This window comes from Streptococcus sp. Marseille-P6264 (assembly GCF_902460355.1).
Lineage (GTDB): Bacteria > Bacillota > Bacilli > Lactobacillales > Streptococcaceae > Streptococcus.
The window spans coordinates 1-22,268 of record NZ_CABPTO010000004.1 but is presented as its reverse complement, the minus strand read 5'-3'; the positions used below and the strand labels follow the sequence as shown (position 1 = coordinate 22,268).

Here is a 22,268-nt window from a genome sequence, read left to right as displayed (position 1 = left end):
AATCAAGTCAAACAAAAAGGAGAAGATGATTAATCATAATTTAGAGGCGATCTAGCAGTGGCGGATGCGTCTGATTTGACAAATGTAACATTTTTGGTTACAATTAAATCATAAATTACGAATGGAATCAAAAAGGAGAGCTTATGATTGAAATTACTTATCTAGATGCAGCTAAGTCAGAACGGAAGATAACTTTCGAGTCTTATGAGGAGTTTGAACTATCCCAGCAAGCCTGCCTGATCGGGGTGGCGGATTATCATCCAGTTAAAAAGTTAGTTTATAATGGTCATGATTTGGACTACCATGGGACTTATGGAGATGTGTACTTCTTCCTGATGAAACAGGATTTGAGCCAATATAACTAAAAAGGAGAAATACAATGGCAAAAGCAATTACAGATGCAACATTTGAACAAGAAACAAGAGACGGTTTGGTCTTGGTAGACTTCTGGGCAACTTGGTGTGGTCCATGTCGTATGCAAGGTCCAATCTTGGATAAATTGTCTGAAGAGCTTTCAGAAGATGTCTTGAAAATCGTCAAAATGGATGTTGATGAAAATCCAAACACAGCTCGTGCCTTTGGAATCATGTCTATCCCAACCCTTCTCTTTAAGAAGGATGGTCAAGTGGTCAAGCAAGTCGCTGGTGTTCACACTGCAGAACAAATCAAGGCGATTGTTGCGGAATTGAGTTAAAAGCAAAGCACTCCCATTCGAAACGGGGAGTGTTTTTTCATAGAAAAAGCCCTGTTCCTCAAACTGAGGACAGGACTCTTTTTTGTTTCTTATTCTTCTGTTCCAAGGCAGTTTTTAGCAACAAGAGCTGCAAGAACACCACCTACGATTGGTGCAAGAATGAAAATCCATACTTGTTGAAGGGCCGCGCCACCTACCAATACAGCAGGCGCTAAGCTACGAGCTGGATTCACTGAAAGTCCAGTGATGTTCAATCCCACAAGGATCATAGCTGTCAAGGACAAACCAATGACCAAACCAGCAATCGCACCATTTCCCTTGCTTTCTGAAGTCACGGTCATGATCACCAAAACAAACAAGAAAGTTGCGATGACTTCAAACAGGAAACCACCAAAGACAGTTACACCGTTTGCCAAGGCATTTTCACCAAGACTAGCAGTTGACATGCCTGAGTTTGCCAAGAGGAAGAAGACCGCGCCTGACGCAAGGAAAGCTCCAACCACTTGTCCAAGGATGTAGTTGACAAGGTCTTTTGACGATAAGCGTTTGTTTACAAACATAGCGATTGAAACAGCTGGGTTCAGGTGAGCGCCTGAAACAGTTCCGATTGAGAAAGCTGCGACTACGATTGCCAAGCCAAATGCCAAAGCAATTCCTAGGTGTCCAAGACCTTCAACACCATTTCCAAAAACAACAGCTCCTGTTCCGATGAACACAAGCATGAAAGTACCGATTAATTCAGCAACAAATTTTTTCATTTTCTATCTCCTTTTTTAAAAAATCTATGTATTAGTCTATCAAAACAGACAGGTGGATTCAAGAAAAGTGCTCTGAACACACATTTTGGTTGGAATATACTTGGTTATTATAGGTGATAATAGAGGAAATAGCCTGACTCTCAGTTTTTTTGTTGGAAAATATAGTTTTTAGGTTATAATAGGAAGAAGGTAAATTACAAGGTATAGAAAGGGCGCTGTTTATGCTTGAGTCATTATCGCAGTTTGGCTTTATTTTGATGGTTTTTACTCCGTTTATTGCGGTGCCGATTTTCTGTTTCTTTGTGGGCTGGATGATTCCTAGGTCGCAGATAACAGAAAAAAGTATCATGCTCGTACTCAGTTTAGTCCTTTTTAGTTTAGTTTTGATTTCTTACTATGCTCCTCAACTGCTGGGAATGTTTTTTTGGGGGCTTATCTGGTTCTTTATTGGCCTCCTACGTGCTAAAAATTATAGCAAGTCACAGTTCTGGATAAGGTGGCTTATATTTAGCGTCTGTTTTACAATCTATATTTTGGTTTATCTATATTTCTTTAAACTTTTTTAAAAATTTGGCTTCAAATTTCATTTTAGGGACAGATTTATTGAATTATGTAAAAACAGACTGAGACAAAAATGTCTCAGTCTGTTTTTTTACTCCCCCAACTCCTCGCTGTAAGCAATAATCTGATCAACTGTGTCTGACAAGAACTGAATGGTGTCGCGGAGTGGTTTATCCGTCGAAATATCTGCTCCGATAATCATAGCTGACTCAAGCGGCGTTTTGCTGCCGCCAGATTTGAGCAGCTCCAGCCAGTCACGGGCACCATTTTCGTCATTTTTCAAATGTAGGTAGCCGGCGGTAGAGATGACCAAGCCTGCGGAGTAAGTGTAGCTGTACAGTCCCATGTAGTAGTGGGCTTGGCGCATCCAAGTCAGGGCAGCATCATCGTCAATCTCAACGGCATCGCCCCAGAAGTCCGTCAAGACATCTTTCATGATAGCGTTGAGTTTGCTTGCGCCGAAGGTTCCGCCTTCTTCAATCAAAGTATAGACCTTGCGTTGGAAGGCAGCTTCCAGCAAGTGAGTAATGAAGTTGTGGAAGTAAGTATCCGTCAGACGGTGAGCCAGGGCAAAGCGTTTCTGGCGTGGGTTATCAAACTGGCGTTCCAGATAGTCACTGAGCAGGAGCTCGTTAAAGGTAGACGGTGCTTCCACATAGTAGGTGGACATGTGGGCGTTGAAGTAGCTTTGGTGATTGTCAGAGAAGATAAACTGACCAGAGTGGCCAATCTCGTGAATCAGAGTATAGACATCACTCATACGTCCAGTCCAGCTCATGAGGACATAAGGGTGAACCCGATAAGGATCCGCAGCATAGCCGCCAGAATCCTTTCCAGCATTGGCCGCAAAGTCGACCCAGCGTTCTTCCTTATAGCGGGCAACTTCTTGACAATACTCTTGTCCAAGTGGCTCGACTGACTTCATGACGAGGTCATAGGCATCGTCAATGCTGACTTCAGGATTGAGCTCGCTGTCCAAGTCCAGCTTCCAGTCGGCAAAGGTCATTTTTTCAAGTCCGTTGACCTTAGCTACATGCTTGAGGTATTTCTGAGCTACTGGAGCAAATTCGCTCATAATCAAGTCAATCTGCCGGTCAAACATAGAGCGATCAACTTCTTGCTCAGCTAGTAAGTAGTCAAAGACAGAGTCATAGCCCTTCATGTCAGCCAGTAATTTTTCAGACTTGACTTGAGCCAGATAGGCAGCTGCAGCAGCGTTTTGATGCTGACGAAGTCCTTCTGAGAAAGAGCGGAAAGCTTTTTCGCGGATTTCTGCATTTTCATGGTTTTGATAGAAATTCTCATAGGTGACAAAGCTGTTTTTGTAAACTTTGCCATCTACTTCAAAGTCAGCCATGGCAAAGTCGCCGGCCCGCATCTTAGTGTAAATATCCTGTGGGCTATAAAAGACTTCACCTAGATTGGTCAGGGCTTTTTCGACATCCGCTCCCAGATAGTGGGCTTTTTTAATTTTAGCTTGGCGAATGGCTGAGGTCAGATGGGGCTCTTGGCCTAGTCTCTCTAGGACAGCCCCATCTGCACCGACCAGAGCGTCGTCAAAGAAGCTGAGGGCGACATTGGCCTCAGTCTCAAAGTCCATGGCTGCTTGGGCAATCTGCGCAAAGCTCTCGTCGCCAAAGTCAGTGGTCTGTGGCATAAAGCCGTAGTTGCCGATGTGGCTGATTTGGATATAAATCTGCTCTAACTCAGCAAATGCCCGCTCAAAATCTTCGAAAGTGCTGAGCTTGTCTTGGTAATCACGGACGAATTTTTGGATGTCCTCTCTGGCCTTTTCGATGGCCCGCAGGAAGTCCTCTTGGTCTTGGTAAAGGGCCGTTAGGTCCCAGAGTTCATTTTCCGGAAATTCAGAACGATGTTTTTGTTCCATAGTTTACTCCTTTTGATTAAATAGCTATATTCAGTATAGCAAAAAATCCTTCAGAATACCTTGCTCATAGGAAAAAATTAAGGAAATATGACTTTAGCTGTCTGCTTAGAAAAAAGGAGTCAACTTGTTGAGAATAGCTAGAAACAGTTGATAGTTCTGAAATTTATGATGAGGTTATGTTGATACAAAATTATTGACAGTATAGATTTTCTTTGATATGTTACGACCTTGTTCTTAAAAAATTTGAACAAGATCGTAAATTACGTCAAATCGTTATTCCAAAAGACTATGCGCAACATGACATCAATGATATCGAATGGTTTAAAGCCAACACAAACAAATTCCTGGATGCACAACCGAAAAACAATGCATCTGACTACGATATGCCCCCAATCGGTTCAAACGCCGATAAAGTTGATCTTGCAAATATGACCGATGCTCAACGTCGCGAAATTGCTGAATTCACTGTCCAAATGATGAATGACATCCAACATCAATATTGGGCACATCGCGACCCAAGCAAGACACTTTCAACAATCAAATTGACAGATCAAGGTCAAACCTTAGCTCAAAAAGTTGCTGACGAATACAGCGCCTTTTACGCTGCAAATGGAGGCACTCCCGACAAGTTCAACTTTGCGAAAAACTGGGGCCACCAATACGATGTTCTTAGCAAATACAAAGTTAGTGAATCACTTGGTGGATTATTACCCGTATGGCATCAAGAAAACCGTAACGGTTATACCATGATGACTCTAAAACAAGACATCGCAGACAACATTCGCAAAATGATGCTTGAAGATACGGAGTCTGCTAACGGTCACGCAAAACACTTGATTGATCCAAATGTAAAAGGTGCCGGTACAGGTGTTGCTGTCAGCACAGGTTCTGTCAACATCATCAAAATTCCAAAATACGTTTTGGATACAGCTCCTCTTACATCAAACTACAAGAACACCGATCAAGATGCTGAAACTACTTTGAAACAAAACACAGGCCTTTCTGTGGCGGAAAAAGCTCTTGAAAAAGCTAAATCAAAGAAAGACCAAATAGCATTAGCTGTTAAAGATGGTAAAACAGCATTAGTAGCTGCTCAAAAAGCTCAAGAAAATGCGCAGACAGCACTTAACGCTGCAAATAACGCCATTGCAAAAGCTCAAAAAACTTATAATGATGCACTTGCTGTTAAGGAACAAAGCCCGTCTGCTCAAGCAAAGGTTGATGAAACGGCGGAAGCTCTTGAAAAAGCCAAAGCTGAACTAGTAACTACTAAATCAAATCTTAACAACTTGCAACAAATTCGTGAGCAGCGCGAAGTTGAATTAAAAAATGCTAAATCTAGATTAATTGCTCAAGAAGGAGCTTTAAAAACAGCTCTTAAAGAAGCAACTAATGCAGAAAATGATTTGACAGAAAAGGGACTTGCGATTGTAGAAACCAAACAAAGAGTTGAACGTATCAAAGAAGTAGTTAAAGAAGCAGAACAAGCGGTTAAAGAAGCGAAAGCTTATCTGGAATTGCTTAAAAATGCACCTATGAAACTTGAAGAAGCTGAAAAAATCTTGACAGAAGCTAAAGTAAAAACGACCGAAGCAAAAGTAAAATTAGAAGCTGAAATCGCTAAATTAGAGATTTTAAAATCAAAAAATAAAGTTGCTCAAGAAGACTACAAACGCGTTTTAGAATCCTATAAAAAAATTGTTAGATCGAAAGAATTGGAATATTCAATCCGCTGGGAACAAGAACATATTCATCATGAAGAAGGCAACCATCGTAATGAAGTTATTCGCCATGAAACATTCCACAGCAAAGTGGAAGTTCCGATTGTAACTAAGAGAGCAACGACGCCAATTGCTACTCATGTAAAACAAACAGATACTAAAAAATTACCTTCTACTGGTGATTCTGTAAGCACTCTTGGGCTTATGGGCATTGCAATGGCGGTTTTAGGTTTTGTAGGATTGAAGCGTAAGCGAGAATCAAAATATTAAAATTAGGCAACTCAGTAATAAATGATTTGAATAAAAGCAAATATAAATGTTTCAAGAAAAAGGCTCTCAAAGCCTTTTTCTTTTGACTGAAATTGTGGTAAAATAGGGTCTGTACGTGCTTGATACAAAGAAGAGGATATAATAAACTACTAAGACCATGATATCAAAGCTAGAATGCTAAGAAGGTTAGTTGTCAGCTGTGATTATGCTATGAGCTTTTGATGGTCTTAATATCTTGATCTTTGTAGCCAAGGCGTATGAAAAAATTTGAGCATATGCTCGGCAAGGAGTCTTTATGACAAAACAAGTTTTTAAAACCGTTTTTGCAGGCCGTGAGTTGGTAGTTGAAACCGGTCAGGTTGCAAAGCAGGCAAATGGCAGCGCCGTTGTTCGATATGGAGAAAGTACCGTCTTAACTGCGGCAACCATGTCCAAAAAGATGGCTACGGGTGACTTTTTCCCATTGCAGGTCAACTATGAGGAAAAAATGTATGCGGCTGGGAAATACCCTGGCGGCTTTATGAAGCGTGAAGGTCGTCCTTCAACAGATGCGACTTTGACGGCTCGTTTGATTGACCGTCCGATTCGTCCAATGTTTGCGGAAGGTTTCCGTAATGAAGTTCAGGTTATCAATACCGTTCTTTCTTATGACGAAGATGCTTCTCCTCAAATGGCAGCGATGTTCGGTAGCTCTCTGGCTCTCTCTATCTCAGATATTCCTTTTAATGGCCCTATCGCAGGAGTTCAGGTCGGCTATATAGACGGTGAATTCATCATCAACCCTAGCAAGGAACAAAAAGAAGTTTCACTTTTGGAACTGACAGTGGCTGGTACTAAAGAAGCTATCAACATGGTAGAGTCTGGAGCCAAGGAACTTTCTGAAGCTATCATGCTGGAAGCTCTTCTCAAAGGGCACGAAGCGGTCAAAGAATTGATTGCCTTCCAAGAAGAAATTGTTGCAGCGGTCGGTAAGGAGAAAGCAGAAGTAGAATTGCTTCATGTCGATGAAGAGCTGCAGGCAGAGATTGTCGCAACCTACAACAGTGACTTGCAAAAGGCTGTTCAGGTGGAAGAAAAGCTGGCGCGTGAAGCAGCAACTCAGGCTGTCAAAGACCAAGTCACAGCAGTCTATGAAGAAAAATATGCAGACCACGAAGAATTCGACCGTATCATGCGTGATGTGGCTGAAATCTTGGAGCAAATGGAACACACAGAAGTGCGTCGTTTGATTACCGAAGATAAGGTTCGCCCTGACGGTCGTAAGGTCGATGAAATCCGTCCTTTGGATGCGGTTGTTGACTTCCTTCCTCGTGTACACGGTTCTGGTCTCTTTACTCGCGGGCAAACCCAAGCCTTGTCTATCCTGACTCTGGCACCAATGGGCGAAACCCAAATTATCGATGGTTTGGATCCAGAATACAAGAAACGCTTCATGCACCACTATAACTTCCCGCAATACTCTGTCGGGGAAACAGGTCGTTACGGTGCGCCGGGTCGTCGTGAAATTGGACACGGTGCTCTTGGGGAACGTGCCTTGGAGCAAGTTTTGCCAAGCTTGGAAGAATTCCCATATGCTATCCGTCTGGTAGCAGAAGTCTTGGAATCAAATGGTTCTTCATCTCAGGCTTCTATCTGTGCGGGCACTTTGGCTCTGATGGCTGGTGGTGTGCCAATCAAGGCGCCAGTTGCCGGAATTGCCATGGGCTTGATTTCAGACGGCAGCAACTACACAGTTCTGACCGATATTCAAGGTTTGGAAGACCACTTTGGCGATATGGACTTTAAGGTGGCTGGTACTCGCGAAGGGATTACAGCTCTGCAGATGGATATCAAGATTGAAGGAATTACAGCGGAAATCCTGACAGAAGCTTTGGCTCAGGCTAAGAAAGCCCGCTTTGAAATTCTTGATGTGATTGAAGCGACGATTCCAGCTCCACGTCCTGAGTTAGCTCCAACTGCTCCGAAAATTGACACCATCAAGATTGATGTGGACAAGATCAAGATTGTAATCGGTAAAGGCGGAGAAACTATCGACAAGATTATCGCTGAGACTGGCGTTAAGATTGATATTGACGAAGAAGGAAATGTATCCATCTACTCTAGCGATCAAGCGGCTATTAACCGTGCCAAAGAAATCATTGCTGGTTTGGTTCGTGAAGCTAAAGTGGATGAAGTTTACCACGCCAAGGTTGTTCGGATTGAGAAATTCGGTGCCTTTGTCAACCTCTTTGACAAGACCGATGCCTTGGTTCACATTTCTGAAATGGCTTGGACTCGAACCAACAATGTCGAAGACTTGGTACAAATTGGTGATTTTGTTGATGTTAAGGTCATTAAGATTGACGAAAAAGGCCGTGTAGATGCCTCTATGAAAGCTCTCTTGCCACGTCCGCCTAAGCCTGACAAGCCAAAGAGAGACCATGACAAACATCAGGAAAAAGGGCATTCTCATAAGAAACATGAAGAAGCCCCAAAAACTAAATCGGAAGAATAATGAAAAGGGAGTGATCAGGCTCAATTACCTTGCAAAGTTCTTTGTATGGAGCCTACTCCCTTATTTTACCTAATGAAAGGAGAAGAAGATGGGCTGGTGGAAAGAAGCCATTGAGATTGTAAAAGAAAATGATCCGGCTGCTCGTACTTCGCTGGAGGTTATCCTGACCTATCCAGGTGTCAAGGCCTTGGCAGCCCACCGTCTTTCTCATTTCCTCTGGAAGAGAGGCTTTAAGCTGCTGGCGCGCATGCATAGTCAATTCTGGCGTTTCTGGACCCAGATTGAGATTCATCCTGGCGCTCAGATTGAGTCTGGAGTCTTCATTGACCATGGTGGCGGGCTTGTTATTGGTGAAACGGCAATCGTTGAAAAGGGAGTGCTCTTGTATCATGGGGTGACCCTAGGAGGGACTGGTAAGGATACTGGAAAACGCCACCCAACTGTCCGTCGAGGAGCGCTCATCTCTGCTCATGCTCAAGTTATTGGCCCAGTGGAAATTGGCGAAAATGCCAAAGTTGGAGCGGGGGCAGTTGTCGTGGCGGATGTGCCTAGTGATGTGACCGTAGTTGGAATTCCGGCCAAGATTGTGCGTGTCCATGGTCAGAAAGACGAGCCGACCATTCACGAGGTAGAGGAGAAACGGGAATACTATCTGGACAAGCTGGAGCATGCCCGCGAAGCCAGCCACCATTCGTCGGAGCTCTAAGAAAGACTTGTTTTGAACAGTAACAAGATACTTTAGGAGGTCTTGCCAAGGAGTAATTTGGCAAACTGTAACTCAATAGAAAAGATGAAAGAGGCTTTGCTGAAGTCCTAAAGAAAGAGAAGTTATGTTATTAGAGGAATTTGAAGATGTAGCTGGAGTTATTGAACCGACAGATAGGCAGATGATGGACAAGGGTGAGATTTGTGAAACTATCATCCTGTCCTTTAACGGAGAAATTCTACAACGTTTGATTGAGTCAGAAGATGCCTATCAAGGAGGCTATTTAAAAAATCTTAACGGACAATTTCCATGGTATGTATATAAATGTGATGGAAATCAAGTTGCGGTTATGACGGCACTTATTGGAGCTCCATCAGTGATTGGCCAACTGGAGGAATTAGCGGCTAGAGGCTTCAAGAATTTCATCATTCTAGGTTCTTGCGGAGTTCTAGATCAGTCTATTCAGGCAGATAAAATAATCCTACCAAGTTCAGCTCTACGTGATGAAGGTACAAGTTACCATTATGCTCCTGCTAGTGATGAGATAACTTATGATGAATCCCTGTTGATTAAGCTGGAATCCATCTTTGACAAGCACGATATAGAGCATATCCGCACCAAGTCTTGGACGACTGATGCCTTTTATCGGGAAACGCCTGATAAGGTCAATCGTCGCTTGGCTGCTGGTGCCCAAGTGGTGGACATGGAAGCTTCGGCTATCATGGCATGGAGTCAATTCCGCAAGAGCAAGGTCTATCAATTCTTCTACACAGCTGACTATGTGGATCATCATAACCGAATCTGGGATGCCCGCCATGAAGAGCGGACAGCTGATGCCATGACTTTTTTCACTATCGCTTTGACAATAGCAAAGGAACTAGAAAGGTAACTACAAGAATGGCAGTATATTTTTACGGCTGTATCACCATGGATGGCTACTTGGCAGACAGCCAGCACAGGATAGACTGGCTGCATCAGCTTGGTTCTGTAGAGGATACAGGCTATGATGACTTTTACAGGCAAATGGATATCACCATCATGGGCAAGCGGACCTTTGAGGAAATCCAAGATTTGCAAGATGTAGAAAGCTTTTATCAAGCTACGGAAAACTATGTCTTTACGCATGATAGGCACCTGCCTGTCAGCAATTACCAGCCAGTAGCTGGGGATGTGGTGGACTTTGTTCACCAGATTGACAAGGGCAAAAATGTCTTTGTGATTGGTGGTAATTCCTTGGTAGGACCGCTCTTGGAGGCGGATCTTTTCGACCACCTCATTATTCAGATAGCGCCCCTTATCCTGGGAAAGGGGGTTCCCCTCTTTACCCAAGAGGAAGAGCAGCGCTTTTACCAACTGGATAGCCTCAGACAATTTGGCCCTTTTGCAGAGCTGGTTTTCAGCCGAAAAAATCAGAAACAGAGAAGGGAGTGGACCGCATGATTAAAATTTACGACACCATGACCCGCAGCTTGCGTGAATTTGTGCCCATTGAAGAGGGCAAGGTTCGCATGTATGTCTGCGGTCCGACGGTTTATAACTATATCCATGTCGGCAATGCCCGCTCAACAGTAGCTTTTGACACAGTTCGTCGCTATTTTGAGTATCGGGGATTTGAGGTTAACTATATTTCCAATTTTACAGATGTAGATGATAAGATTATCAATCGGGCCAAGGAAGAAGGCATTACACCTCAAGAAGTGGCTGACAAGTATATCGCTGCTTTTCGTGAGGATGTGACTGCTTTAGGTGTAAAACCTGCAACTCGTCATCCGCGGGTGGTGGAGTTTATGGCTGACATCATCCGTTTTGTTGAGGACTTGGTTGACAAAGGCTACGCCTATGAGTCAGAGGGCGATGTCTATTTCCGAGTGGAAAAGTCTCACAATTATGCCAAATTAGCCAATAAAACCTTGGCAGACTTGGAGTTGGGTGCTTCTGGCCGGACAGATGAGGAGACTGCTCGTAAGGAAAATCCAGTGGACTTTGCTCTCTGGAAGGTAGCTAAGCCAGGTGAGATTTCCTGGGACAGCCCTTGGGGAGCAGGCCGTCCGGGCTGGCATATCGAGTGTTCGGTCATGTCGACGGAGATTTTAGGCGATACTATCGATATCCACGGTGGCGGGGCAGACCTAGAGTTTCCTCACCATACCAATGAAATCGCCCAGTCAGAGGCCAAGACTGGTCAGACTTTTGCCAACTACTGGATGCATAATGGCTTTGTCAACATTGACGATGTTAAGATGTCCAAGTCTTTAGGCAATTTTATCACTGTTCATGATGCCCTCAAGACTATTGATGGTCAAGTGCTGCGTTTCTTCTTTGCTACCCAGCATTACCGCAAGCCCATTAATTTCACGGAAAAAACAGTTCATGATGCAGCGACCAATCTTAAGTATTTGAAGAATACCTATGAGCAGCCTTTCACGGGTAAGGCAGACTCTGATCAGCTGCAAGCCTTTCTGGATAAATTCACCGCTGCTATGGACGAAGATTTCAATGCAGCCAATGGTATCACGGTTGTCTTCGAGTTAGCCAAGTGGATCAATTCTGGCAATTACACCGCTGAAGTTAAGACAGCCTTTGCCAAGCTCTTAGAAGTTTTTGGTATCGTCTTTGTAGAAGAAGTCCTGGATGCGGACATTGAGCGCTTGATTGAGGAACGCCAAAAAGCGCGTGCTAATCGAGACTTTGCGACTGCAGACCGTATTCGGGATGAATTGGCTACTCAGGGTATCAAGCTTTTGGATACCAAGGACGGAGTGAGGTGGACACGTGACTGATGTCAACCTGATTAACGGCATTGCCCTCGCCTTTGAGGGAGATGCTGTCTACTCCATGTATATAAGACGTCACCTGATTTTTCAGGGGCTGACCAAGCCCAATCAGCTGCACAGGGAAGCGACCAAGTACGTCTCTGCCAAGGCTCAGGCCAATCTCATCTCTCTCATGCTGGAAGAAGGAATTCTGACGGAAAAGGAAGAGGATATTTACAAGCGCGGCCGCAATGCCAACAGCCACACCAAGGCTAAGAATACGGACATCGTCACCTACCGTATGTCTACCGGCTTTGAGGCGGTTATGGGCTACCTGCACATGACCGAATCCATTGAGCGACTGGAAGAGCTGATTGACTGGTGTATTCGGAAGATAGAGGCTTCGTTCTGATTCATTGTCGTCTTGTTTATTCTGAAATAGAACTCTTTTATGAACAATCACTAGAATTTAAGAAATTTAAATATCAAAAACGAGCTTGGCATAAAGCTCGTTTTTTTATAAACAAACATGCTGTTTCCAGAAAAACTGGAAAATTTTATAGAAGATCGAGTTTGAAACTTTAAATGTATTATTGGATAAAAAGTAGGAGACTGAAATTTACGAAAATTTATTTTTAGAAAAGTATTGACATGTTTTCTGAAAAATAGTAGAATGGCTCATGTTTTTAAAGGAGGAACTTATGTTTTCCAAGTTAAAAGGTTTTTTTATTGGACGCCCATTAAAATCTGGGGAAGAGGGCGAGGATGGTCATTTACTGACCAAGATGCAAGCCTTGGCCATGCTCTCCAGTGACGCTTTATCTTCTATTGCTTATGGACCAGAGCAGGTTGTTTTGGTCTTGACGTCTATTTCTATTGGTGCCATTTGGTGGTCGCTTCCCATAGGAATTGTCGTATTGGTTTTATTAGCGAGTTTAACGATTTCTTACCGTCAGGTTATCCATGCTTACCCTCAAGGAGGAGGAGCTTATATGGTGACGACGGAAAATCTATCTCCAATGGCGGGTTTGATCGCTGGCGGAAGCTTGCTGGTAGATTACATGTTGACCGTAGCCGTTTCAGTCGCTTCTGGAGCGGACGCAATTACCTCTGCAATTCCCATCTTACATCCTTACAATTTACATATTTCCATTTTCCTAGTTCTCTTGTTGATGCTAATGAATCTCCGAGGATTAAAAGAATCGGCCACTTCCTTGATGATTCCTGTCTATCTTTTTATTGTCAGCACCTTATTGTTGATTGGTTTTGGTTTTGTGCAAATCCTGACAGGAAATTTAGACTATCACGCAACCGCGCGGATTGGTAGTCCGATTGCTGGAGTAAGTTTGATCTTACTGCTTCGTGCTTTCACCAGCGGCTCTGCTTCCTTGACAGGAGTGGAAGCTATTTCCAATTCGGTTCCCTTTTTCAAGAAACCAAAAGCCCATAATGCTGCAGCTACCCTCTCGATTATGGCTTTAATCCTAGGCATCATGTTTGCGGGCATTACCTTTTTGAATTATTGGATTGGCATCGTGCCTGTCAAAGGTGTGACGACTCTGGCTCAAATGGCGCAAGCAATTTTGGGGACTTCTCCTCTTGGTCGTATCTTGTTCTATGTTTTCCAATTGTCAACTGCTTTGATCTTAGCAGTGGCGGCCAATACAGGCTTTTCAGCCTTTCCGATGCTCTCTTACAATATGGCGAAGAATAAATACATGCCACATATGTACATGGAAAAAGGAGATCGGCTCAGCTATTCTAATGGCATTTTCACTTTGGCTTTTGGCGCCATTACTCTTTTGTTCATCTTTAAGGGAAATACAGAACGCTTGATTCCCCTGTACACGATTGGTGTGTTCGTACCCTTTGCCCTCTCCCAGACCGGTATGGTTGTCCATTGGAAGAAAAAATATGGAAATAATTTCTTTAAGCATTCGATTGCGAATATCCTTGGAGCGATCATTTGTTACGGGATTGTCCTTATCTTGCTCTTGTTCCGTCTTCAAGATATTTGGCCTTTCTTCCCTATTATCATTGTCTTGACTTGGCTGTTTTTGTCTATCAAGCAGCACTATAATAGAGTCGCTAAACAGTTGAGATTGCATGACCACATTGAGCGTCAGAACTACACTGGTAATACAGTAATTGTCCTAGTCGGGAATGTCACCCGAGTCAGTGTTGGTGCGATGAGCTATGCTCGCAGTATCGGGGATGAAGTCGTGGCAATGCACGTTTCAACAGCAGAAACTGCTGAAAAAGATGCTGAAGTTGCCGAGGAATTTGCTGACTACTTCCCAGATATTCGCTTTGAGACAGTCACGACTAGCTATCGCAATATCATTAGTCCGACAGTTCAGTATGTGATTAAAGTGGCCAAGAGAGCCAAAAAAGAAGGACGAACAGTGACAGTCCTAGTACCTCAGTTTATACCTAAAAAGAGGTGGCAGAATATTCTGCATAACCAGATGAGTTTAAAATTAAAATACTATTTGAAATGGTATGAGGATGTCGTGGTTGCAAGTTATTCATATCACTTAAAAGAATGAGCGAACGCCTCTACTGCATGAGAAAAAGGAGTTGAAGAATTTTCAACTCCTTTTATTATCTATTGGAAATGGCACAGAGCTAATTTACTTGCACCTTTTGGTAATTTTGATAAAATTCTACTTTAAGTTTAATAAAGGTCTCTAAATCTCGTAAAAGTTGTAGGAGAGTGGCACGAGTTTCAAATTCTTGCCGAGTCTTAGGAAGTGGGCGTTCGCGAAAGACAGCCAAGCAGGTTTCGATTTCTTCAACTAGTTCGTGAGCAGGATTTTCTTGACTAAGCTGTTGGGCTGTCTTGGAGAAAAGACGTGCTAAAATCAAGCTCTCACTGGCTGCCAATTGGCAATTATTGATATTTCCTGCCATGTCTTCTAGAATGCGATTTTGTGCCTGCCGCATTTCAAAATAATGAATATGGTAGTTGGTCTGATGAAAGAGGTGGTTGGAATGGTCCAGATAGACCAGTGCTAAGGCTTCTTGAAGGATAGTATCCAGTTCCTTGATTAGAGTTGCATCGTTTCGACCGTCTCCTGCTTTCAAAAAATATTCAAAACGCAGTAGGATTTTCCTCAGTTGCTCTTCGACTTGAATACGATAGTTATCAATATCTTGCTGGTTCGAAGCCATATAAAGGTTGGCTAGGAGAGCAAATCCCGTTCCGATAAGGAAGACAGCCATTTCATTGGCCAAAAGAGACCAAGAAACAGAATGGGCTAGCAGCAGATGAGTGACCAAAACTGTACTGGGGGTGATGCCTATTTCCCAGCCAAAGAGATAAGCCAAGGGAACGTAGAGTAGGATATAAATCCCTAAGCTCCAAAGGTTAAACCCCAAAAGGATGAAAGCTAAGCTCCCGATGGCTAGTGCTAAAATAGTAGACAAGAGGCGGTTGCGGGCTAGTTTGATAGTGCTTCTGCGGGGGTCGGAAACGCTGAGGATGGCAATGATACCGGCTGATATAGCATTGCTTAGACCTAAAAAAGCAGCTAGAGCCGCAGCAAGACATGTTGCAAGAGCTAGTTTGATGGTACGTTGGAGGAGAGGCATAAGCTTCTTTCTATTAAATAAAGTTTTTTCTATTATATCATGATTAGTCGAAGACTTGTGAGAACAAATATGTCAATGTGTAAATTGAAGGAAGGTGCTGTTTTATAGATGGTCAAAAGCATAGTAGGAAGGCTGGACTTGAAAGGTCGGGTTGCCTAGGTGAATTTTTTTTGACTAGACGGCAAATTTATCGTACAATAGAAAGTAGCGAAAAAAATGCCTGGCTAAATGCCTGTGTAATCTTAAGGAGAATAACTTTGGAATTAGAAGTATTTGCAGGACAAGAAAAAAGTGAGCTTTCGATGATTGAGGTAGCACGTGCCATCTTAGAATTGCGCGGGCGTGACCATGAAATGTATTTCGATGAGCTTGTTAATGAAATTCAAAATTATCTGGAGAAATCAAATAGCGAAATCCGAGAAGCACTGCCTCTATTTTATACAGAACTGAATGTAGATGGCAGTTTCATCCCACTTGGTGACAATAAATGGGGTCTTCGTTCTTGGTATGCGATTGACGAAGTCGATGAAGAAATCATCGCTTTGGAAGAAACAGACGAGGAAGATGAGCCTAAGAAACGCAAGAAAAAACGTGTTAATGCCTTTATGGATGGCGACGAAGATGCGATTGATTACAGCGATGATGATCCTGAAGATGAGGACTCTTATGAAGAGGATCCAGCTCTTTCATATGACGAAGATAATCCAGATGATGAAAAGAGCGAGGTTGAAGCCTACGATGCTGAAATTAATGAAATAGCTCCAGATGATCTCGGCGAAGAAGTTGAGTTAAATGAAGAAGACGATGAATATTCTGACGATGATCAGGATGTTGAAGACGAAGAATAATATCTATAAAACAACTGCTTTTAAAGCGGTTGTTTTTGTGTACCGATATGTCATAAAAAGCCCCTGAGATGTCTCAAATTTTTTTGTTAGGTACCAGTTGGGGCATAAAATAGACAGGATAGGGACAGGAGGCCTGAGAGAAGATTTTTTCTTGTAGAATCATATTATCAAAGAAAAAGGAGATAACATGAACTTCAAGGAACGCTATGAGAAAGTGCAGTGGATCGTCCGGCGCTGTGCACGGGATTATTATGTACATTTATGGGAGAGTAGTGACTGGGAACAAGAGGGTATGCTGGTTTATCACCAGCTGGAAGAAAGTCATCCAGATATCAGTCAAGATGAAAGCCGCCTCTATCGCTACTTCAAGACAAAATTTAGGAATCATATTCATGACATACTTCGCAAGCAAGAGAGCCAAAAACGCCGCTTCGATCGTCAGTCTTATGAAGAAGTTGGAACCATTAGTCATAGACTGAGTAAGCGCGAACTAGGCTTAGATGATTTAGTCGCTCTTCGAAGTTCGTTAGCAGCCTACACTTCTCAGTTAGATAAAGAACAACTAGAGTTATACCACCGCTTACTAGGCGACGAACGGTTTAAGGGGCGTAAGAGTTTGTTGCGCGACTTGGAGGCATACTTATCAGATTTTTCTGAGATAATTATCTAAGAACAGAGTAAAAGGGAGAGTTAATCTTTCCCTTTTAAGCTATTAAGTTATGGGTGGTTTTAGAGGTGTTAGGAAGAAAAGATGAAAAAAAGATAAAAAAGTTTAAAAAAAGTGTTGACAAGGGGATGGATAGGTGATATACTAATATAGTTGTCGCTTGAGAGAGCGATAAAGACCTTTGAAAACTGAACAAGACGAACCAATGTGCAGGGCACTACAACATAAGTTGTAGTACTGAACAAAGAAAAAAACAATAAATCTGTCAGTGACAGAAATGAGTGAGAACTCAAACTTTTAATGAGAGTTTGATCCTGGCTCAGGACGAACGCTGGCGGCGTGCCTAATACATGCAAGTAGAACGCTGAAGGGAGAGCTTGCTCTTCTGGATGAGTTGCGAACGGGTGAGTAACGCGTAGGTAACCTGCCTGGTAGCGGGGGATAACTATTGGAAACGATAGCTAATACCGCATAACATTGACTATTGCATGATAGTCAATTGAAAGGTGCAAATGCACCACTACCAGATGGACCTGCGTTGTATTAGCTAGTTGGTGGGGTAACGGCTCACCAAGGCGACGATACATAGCCGACCTGAGAGGGTGATCGGCCACACTGGGACTGAGACACGGCCCAGACTCCTACGGGAGGCAGCAGTAGGGAATCTTCGGCAATGGACGGAAGTCTGACCGAGCAACGCCGCGTGAGTGAAGAAGGTTTTCGGATCGTAAAGCTCTGTTGTAAGAGAAGAACGAGTGTGAGAGTGGAAAGTTCACACTGTGACGGTATCTTACCAGAAAGGGACGGCTAACTACGTGCCAGCAGCCGCGGTAATACGTAGGTCCCGAGCGTTGTCCGGATTTATTGGGCGTAAAGCGAGCGCAGGCGGTTAGATAAGTCTGAAGTTAAAGGCTGTGGCTTAACCATAGTACGCTTTGGAAACTGTTTAACTTGAGTGCAGAAGGGGAGAGTGGAATTCCATGTGTAGCGGTGAAATGCGTAGATATATGGAGGAACACCGGTGGCGAAAGCGGCTCTCTGGTCTGTAACTGACGCTGAGGCTCGAAAGCGTGGGGAGCAAACAGGATTAGATACCCTGGTAGTCCACGCCGTAAACGATGAGTGCTAGGTGTTGGGTCCTTTCCGGGACTCAGTGCCGCAGCTAACGCATTAAGCACTCCGCCTGGGGAGTACGACCGCAAGGTTGAAACTCAAAGGAATTGACGGGGGCCCGCACAAGCGGTGGAGCATGTGGTTTAATTCGAAGCAACGCGAAGAACCTTACCAGGTCTTGACATCCCGGTGCCCGTCCTAGAGATAGGATTTTGCTTCGGCACACCGGTGACAGGTGGTGCATGGTTGTCGTCAGCTCGTGTCGTGAGATGTTGGGTTAAGTCCCGCAACGAGCGCAACCCTTATTGTTAGTTGCCATCATTTAGTTGGGCACTCTAGCGAGACTGCCGGTAATAAACCGGAGGAAGGTGGGGATGACGTCAAATCATCATGCCCCTTATGACCTGGGCTACACACGTGCTACAATGGCTGGTACAACGAGTCGCAAGTCGGTGACGGCAAGCTAATCTCTTAAAGCCAGTCTCAGTTCGGATTGTAGGCTGCAACTCGCCTACATGAAGTCGGAATCGCTAGTAATCGCGGATCAGCACGCCGCGGTGAATACGTTCCCGGGCCTTGTACACACCGCCCGTCACACCACGAGAGTTTGTAACACCCGAAGTCGGTGAGGTAACCTTTTAGGAGCCAGCCGCCTAAGGTGGGATAGATGATTGGGGTGAAGTCGTAACAAGGTAGCCGTATCGGAAGGTGCGGCTGGATCACCTCCTTTCTAAGGAAAAACGGAAGCCATTGGTCGTCATGTTTAGTTTTGAGAGGTCTTGTGGGGCCTTAGCTCAGCTGGGAGAGCGCCTGCTTTGCACGCAGGAGGTCAGCGGTTCGATCCCGCTAGGCTCCATTAGGATAGTGATAACTATTCTAAACTTGTCCATTGAAAATTGAATAACTATATCAAATAGTAACAAGAAAATAAACCGAAACGCTGTGAATATTAATGAGTTTAAGACTGAGAGGTCAAAAATAAGGTTAAGTTAGTAAGGGCGCACGGTGGATGCCTTGGCACTAGGAGCCGATGAAGGACGTGACAAACGACGAAATGCCTCGGGGAGCTGTAAGTAAGCGCAGATCCGGGGATGTCCGAATGGGGGAACCCAACAGGTACTACCTGTTACCCATCTCTGTTAAGGAGATGAGGAGGAAGACGCAGTGAACTGAAACATCTAAGTAGCTGCAGGAAGAGAAAGCAAAAGCGATTGCCTTAGTAGCGGCGAGCGAAACGGCAGAAGGGCAAACCGAAGAGTTTACTCTTCGGGGTTGTAGGACTGCAATGTGGACTCAGATTTTATAGAAGAATGACATGGGAAGGTCAGCCAAAGAGAGTAATAGCCTCGTATTTTAAATAGAATCTGTACCTAGCAGAATCCTGAGTACGGCGGGACACGAGAAATCCCGTCGGAATCTGGGAGGACCATCTCCCAACCCTAAATACTCCCTAGTGACCGATAGTGAACCAGTACCGTGAGGGAAAGGTGAAAAGTACCCCGGAAGGGGAGTGAAATAGAACCTGAAACCGTGTGCCTACAACAAGTTCGAGCCCGTTAATGGGTGAGAGCGTGCCTTTTGTAGAATGAACCGGCGAGTTACGTTATGATGCGAGGTTAAGTTGAAGAGACGGAGCCGTAGGGAAACCGAGTCTGAATAGGGCGTCTTAGTATCATGATGTAGACCCGAAACCATGTGACCTACCCATGAGCAGGTTGAAGGTGCGGTAAAACGCACTGGAGGACCGAACCAGGGCACGTTGAAAAGTGCTTGGATGACTTGTGGGTAGCGGAGAAATTCCAAACGAACTTGGAGATAGCTGGTTCTCTCCGAAATAGCTTTAGGGCTAGCGTCGACATAAAGATTCTTGGAGGTAGAGCACTGTTTGGGTGAGGGGTCCATCCCGGATTACCAATCTCAGATAAACTCCGAATGCCAATGAATTATGGTCGGCAGTCAGACTGCGAGTGCTAAGATCCGTAGTCGAAAGGGAAACAGCCCAGACCACCAGCTAAGGTCCCAAAATAATTGTTAAGTGGAAAAGGATGTGGGGTTGCACAGACAACTAGGATGTTAGCTTAGAAGCAGCTATTCATTCAAAGAGTGCGTAATAGCTCACTAGTCGAGTGACCCTGCGCCGAAAATGTACCGGGGCTAAAACAATTTACCGAAGCTGTGGATACCTTTATAGGTATGGTAGGAGAGCGTTCTATGTGTGGAGAAGGTGTACCGTGAGGAGCGCTGGAACGCATAGAAGTGAGAATGCCGGTATGAGTAGCGAAAGATGGGTGAGAATCCCATCCACCGTAAGACTAAGGTTTCCAGGGGAAGGCTCGTCCGCCCTGGGTTAGTCGGGACCTAAGGAGAGACCGAAAGGTGTATCCGATGGACAACAGGTTGATATTCCTGTACTAGAGTATGAAGTGATGGAGGGACGCAGTAGGCTAACTCGTGCGTACGAATGGATGTACGTCTAAGCAGTGAGGCGTGGTATGAGTCAAATGCTTATACCTCTAACGTTGAGCTGTGATGGGGAGCGAAGTTTAGTAGCGAGTGAGTGATGTCACACTGCCAAGAAAAGCTTCTAGCGTTGTATCATACTCTACCCGTACCGCAAACCGACACAGGTAGTCGAGGCGAGTAGCCTCAGGTGAGCGAGAGAACTCTCGTTAAGGAACTCGGCAAAATGACCCCGTAACTTCGGGAGAAGGGGTGCTGACTGATGTCAGCCGCAGTGAATAGGCCCAAGCAACTGTTTATCAAAAACACAGCTCTCTGCTAAATCGTAAGATGATGTATAGGGGGTGACGCCTGCCCGGTGCTGGAAGGTTAAGAGGAGTGCTTAGCGGTAACGCGAAGGTATGAATTGAAGCCCCAGTAAACGGCGGCCGTAACTATAACGGTCCTAAGGTAGCGAAATTCCTTGTCGGGTAAGTTCCGACCCGCACGAAAGGCGTAATGATTTGGGCACTGTCTCAACGAGAGACTCGGTGAAATTTTAGTACCTGTGAAGATGCAGGTTACCCGCGACAGGACGGAAAGACCCCATGGAGCTTTACTGCAGTTTGATATTGAGTGTCTGTGCCACATGTACAGGATAGGTAGGAGCCTAAGAGATCGGGACGCCAGTTTCGATGGAGGCGTTGTTGGGATACTACCCTTGTGTTATGGCCACTCTAACCCGGATAGGTGATCCCTATCGGAGACAGTGTCTGACGGGCAGTTTGACTGGGGCGGTCGCCTCCTAAAAGGTAACGGAGGCGCCCAAAGGTTCCCTCAGACTGGTTGGAAATCAGTCGCAGAGTGTAAAGGTATAAGGGAGCTTGACTGCGAGAGCTACAACTCGAGCAGGGACGAAAGTCGGGCTTAGTGATCCGGTGGTTCCGCATGGAAGGGCCATCGCTCAACGGATAAAAGCTACCCTGGGGATAACAGGCTTATCTCCCCCAAGAGTTCACATCGACGGGGAGGTTTGGCACCTCGATGTCGGCTCGTCGCATCCTGGGGCTGTAGTCGGTCCCAAGGGTTGGGCTGTTCGCCCATTAAAGCGGCACGCGAGCTGGGTTCAGAACGTCGTGAGACAGTTCGGTCCCTATCCGTCGCGGGCGTAGGAAATTTGAGAGGATCTGCTCCTAGTACGAGAGGACCAGAGTGGACTTACCGCTGGTGTACCAGTTGTCTCGCCAGAGGCATCGCTGGGTAGCTATGTAGGGAAGGGATAAACGCTGAAAGCATCTAAGTGTGAAACCCACCTCAAGATGAGATTTCCCATAACGCAAGTTAGTAAGAGCCCTGAGAGAAGATCAGGTAGATAGGTTAGGAGTGGAAGTGTGGCGACACATGTAGCGGACTAATACTAATAGCTCGAGGACTTATCCAATTTTCATTGAGCGCAGCGTTCGATAAGACTTGTTAGGATTGAGTAGTTATTCAATTTTGAGTTGACAAGGCAATGTAAGATTGCAAGTTAATTCAGAAAGTTAAGTGACGATAGCCTAGGAGATACACCTGTACCCATGCCGAACACAGAAGTTAAGCCCTAGAACGCCGGAAGTAGTTGGGGGTTGCCCCCTGTGAGATATGGTAGTCGCTTAGCAGGATAGGAAGTCGGAGTACTTCCTTTTTGGGAGTTTAGCTCAGCTGGGAGAGCATCTGCCTTACAAGCAGAGGGTCAGCGGTTCGATCCCGTTAACTCCCATAT

At 44.7% G+C, this 22,268-nt stretch carries 16 protein-coding genes, 2 tRNA genes and 3 rRNA genes; 18 read left to right on the top strand and 3 right to left on the bottom strand.

The window, feature by feature from the left end; all coding sequences use genetic code 11:
• The first annotated feature begins 143 nt into the window (after positions 1 to 143).
• Together FZ941_RS06160 and trxA are read left to right on the top strand one after the other, a co-directional pair.
• Positions 144 to 365 (top strand): DUF4649 family protein, encoded by a 222-nt coding sequence (locus FZ941_RS06160; protein ID WP_125379903.1) that lies wholly within the window; start codon positions 144 to 146, stop codon positions 363 to 365.
• A 14-nt stretch (positions 366 to 379) separates the two neighbouring features.
• Complete coding sequence (gene trxA / locus FZ941_RS06155) at positions 380 to 694, top strand: thioredoxin (RefSeq protein ID WP_062006260.1); 315 nt, start codon at positions 380 to 382, stop codon at positions 692 to 694.
• 89 nt (positions 695 to 783) lie between these two features.
• On the opposite strand, the gene FZ941_RS06150 is transcribed toward trxA, so the two are convergent.
• Positions 784 to 1,452 (bottom strand): MIP/aquaporin family protein, encoded by a 669-nt coding sequence (locus tag FZ941_RS06150; protein ID WP_148887238.1) that lies wholly within the window; start codon positions 1,450 to 1,452, stop codon positions 784 to 786.
• Positions 1,453 to 1,673: 221 nt separating this feature from the next.
• Here FZ941_RS06150 and FZ941_RS10770 point away from each other — a divergent pair, with 221 nt between their 5' ends.
• Positions 1,674 to 2,018: a hypothetical protein gene (locus FZ941_RS10770; protein WP_148887237.1), complete on the top strand. Its 345-nt coding sequence runs from the start codon at positions 1,674 to 1,676 to the stop codon at positions 2,016 to 2,018.
• 86 nt (positions 2,019 to 2,104) lie between these two features.
• Here the strand turns inward: FZ941_RS10770 and pepF are convergent, their stop codons facing one another.
• Positions 2,105 to 3,901, bottom strand: a complete 1,797-nt coding sequence (gene pepF / locus FZ941_RS06140) for an oligoendopeptidase F (protein WP_148887236.1) — start codon at positions 3,899 to 3,901, stop codon at positions 2,105 to 2,107.
• Between the two features lie 212 nt (positions 3,902 to 4,113).
• Between pepF and FZ941_RS06135 the strand changes: the two genes are divergently transcribed.
• The 8 genes from FZ941_RS06135 (at position 4,114) to FZ941_RS06100 (ending at position 14,394) form a co-directional block, all read left to right on the top strand.
• Entirely contained in the window at positions 4,114 to 5,892 is a 1,779-nt protein-coding gene (locus FZ941_RS06135; protein ID WP_148887235.1) for an SEC10/PgrA surface exclusion domain-containing protein, read from the top strand.
• Between the two features lie 295 nt (positions 5,893 to 6,187).
• Complete coding sequence (gene pnp, locus FZ941_RS06130; protein WP_148887234.1) at positions 6,188 to 8,386, top strand: polyribonucleotide nucleotidyltransferase; 2,199 nt, start codon at positions 6,188 to 6,190, stop codon at positions 8,384 to 8,386.
• 88 nt (positions 8,387 to 8,474) lie between these two features.
• Positions 8,475 to 9,092: a serine O-acetyltransferase gene (cysE, locus tag FZ941_RS06125; RefSeq protein ID WP_148887233.1), complete on the top strand. Its 618-nt coding sequence runs from the start codon at positions 8,475 to 8,477 to the stop codon at positions 9,090 to 9,092.
• Between the two features lie 124 nt (positions 9,093 to 9,216).
• Positions 9,217 to 9,981: a nucleoside phosphorylase gene (locus FZ941_RS06120; RefSeq protein WP_148887232.1), complete on the top strand. Its 765-nt coding sequence runs from the start codon at positions 9,217 to 9,219 to the stop codon at positions 9,979 to 9,981.
• An 8-nt stretch (positions 9,982 to 9,989) separates the two neighbouring features.
• Positions 9,990 to 10,532 carry a dihydrofolate reductase family protein gene (locus FZ941_RS06115; RefSeq protein WP_148887231.1) on the top strand — a complete coding sequence of 181 codons (543 nt, stop codon included), beginning with the start codon at positions 9,990 to 9,992 and terminating at the stop codon, positions 10,530 to 10,532.
• A complete protein-coding gene (cysS, locus tag FZ941_RS06110) occupies positions 10,529 to 11,872 on the top strand; it encodes a cysteine--tRNA ligase (RefSeq protein ID WP_148887230.1) in 1,344 nt (447 codons plus the stop codon). The genes FZ941_RS06115 and cysS overlap by 4 nt, the downstream gene beginning before the upstream one ends.
• Complete coding sequence (locus tag FZ941_RS06105; protein WP_002905373.1) at positions 11,865 to 12,257, top strand: Mini-ribonuclease 3; 393 nt, start codon at positions 11,865 to 11,867, stop codon at positions 12,255 to 12,257. The genes cysS and FZ941_RS06105 overlap by 8 nt, the downstream gene beginning before the upstream one ends.
• Positions 12,258 to 12,546: 289 nt before the next feature.
• The gene (locus FZ941_RS06100; protein WP_148887229.1) at positions 12,547 to 14,394 is read left to right on the top strand and encodes an APC family permease; all 1,848 of its coding nucleotides are present in this window, start codon (positions 12,547 to 12,549) and stop codon (positions 14,392 to 14,394) included.
• Positions 14,395 to 14,473: 79 nt separating this feature from the next.
• Here the strand turns inward: FZ941_RS06100 and FZ941_RS06095 are convergent, their stop codons facing one another.
• Entirely contained in the window at positions 14,474 to 15,439 is a 966-nt protein-coding gene (locus FZ941_RS06095; protein WP_148887228.1) for an aromatic acid exporter family protein, read from the bottom strand.
• 257 nt (positions 15,440 to 15,696) lie between these two features.
• Here FZ941_RS06095 and rpoE point away from each other — a divergent pair, with 257 nt between their 5' ends.
• The 7 genes from rpoE to FZ941_RS06055 all read left to right on the top strand — a co-directional run bounded on the left by rpoE (position 15,697) and on the right by FZ941_RS06055 (position 22,265).
• Positions 15,697 to 16,287 (top strand): DNA-directed RNA polymerase subunit delta, encoded by a 591-nt coding sequence (gene rpoE / locus FZ941_RS06090; RefSeq protein WP_015604416.1) that lies wholly within the window; start codon positions 15,697 to 15,699, stop codon positions 16,285 to 16,287.
• Between the two features lie 187 nt (positions 16,288 to 16,474).
• Positions 16,475 to 16,957, top strand: a complete 483-nt coding sequence (locus tag FZ941_RS06085; protein ID WP_148887227.1) for a sigma-70 family RNA polymerase sigma factor — start codon at positions 16,475 to 16,477, stop codon at positions 16,955 to 16,957.
• 293 nt (positions 16,958 to 17,250) lie between these two features.
• Positions 17,251 to 18,797, top strand: a 16S ribosomal RNA gene (locus FZ941_RS06075).
• A 53-nt stretch (positions 18,798 to 18,850) separates the two neighbouring features.
• Positions 18,851 to 18,923, top strand: a tRNA-Ala gene (locus tag FZ941_RS06070).
• A 126-nt stretch (positions 18,924 to 19,049) separates the two neighbouring features.
• Positions 19,050 to 21,947: ribosomal RNA gene (locus tag FZ941_RS06065) — 23S ribosomal RNA — on the top strand.
• A 100-nt stretch (positions 21,948 to 22,047) separates the two neighbouring features.
• Positions 22,048 to 22,163: ribosomal RNA gene (gene rrf, locus FZ941_RS06060) — 5S ribosomal RNA — on the top strand.
• Together the 16S, 23S and 5S rRNA genes with 2 tRNA genes alongside form the textbook arrangement of a ribosomal RNA operon.
• A gap of 29 nt (positions 22,164 to 22,192) precedes the next feature.
• Positions 22,193 to 22,265 (top strand) — tRNA-Val (locus FZ941_RS06055).
• Positions 22,266 to 22,268 lie beyond the last annotated feature (3 nt).

Bases quoted from the DNA above. Each gene is read 5' to 3' on its own strand.
- FZ941_RS06085 (WP_148887227.1), top strand. From the start codon at position 16,475: ATGAACTTCAAGGAACGCTATGAGAAAGTGCAGTGGATCGTCCGGCGC.
- FZ941_RS06100 (WP_148887229.1), top strand. From the start codon at position 12,547: ATGTTTTCCAAGTTAAAAGGTTTTTTTATTGGACGCCCATTAAAATCT.
- FZ941_RS06120 (WP_148887232.1), top strand. From the start codon at position 9,217: ATGTTATTAGAGGAATTTGAAGATGTAGCTGGAGTTATTGAACCGACA.
- FZ941_RS06150 (WP_148887238.1), bottom strand. From the start codon at position 1,452: ATGAAAAAATTTGTTGCTGAATTAATCGGTACTTTCATGCTTGTGTTC.
- FZ941_RS06160 (WP_125379903.1), top strand. From the start codon at position 144: ATGATTGAAATTACTTATCTAGATGCAGCTAAGTCAGAACGGAAGATA.
- FZ941_RS10770 (WP_148887237.1), top strand. From the start codon at position 1,674: ATGCTTGAGTCATTATCGCAGTTTGGCTTTATTTTGATGGTTTTTACT.
- cysS (WP_148887230.1), top strand. From the start codon at position 10,529: ATGATTAAAATTTACGACACCATGACCCGCAGCTTGCGTGAATTTGTG.
- cysE (WP_148887233.1), top strand. From the start codon at position 8,475: ATGGGCTGGTGGAAAGAAGCCATTGAGATTGTAAAAGAAAATGATCCG.
- FZ941_RS06115 (WP_148887231.1), top strand. From the start codon at position 9,990: ATGGCAGTATATTTTTACGGCTGTATCACCATGGATGGCTACTTGGCA.
- pepF (WP_148887236.1), bottom strand. From the start codon at position 3,901: ATGGAACAAAAACATCGTTCTGAATTTCCGGAAAATGAACTCTGGGAC.
- FZ941_RS06095 (WP_148887228.1), bottom strand. From the start codon at position 15,439: ATGCCTCTCCTCCAACGTACCATCAAACTAGCTCTTGCAACATGTCTT.
- pnp (WP_148887234.1), top strand. From the start codon at position 6,188: ATGACAAAACAAGTTTTTAAAACCGTTTTTGCAGGCCGTGAGTTGGTA.
- trxA (WP_062006260.1), top strand. From the start codon at position 380: ATGGCAAAAGCAATTACAGATGCAACATTTGAACAAGAAACAAGAGAC.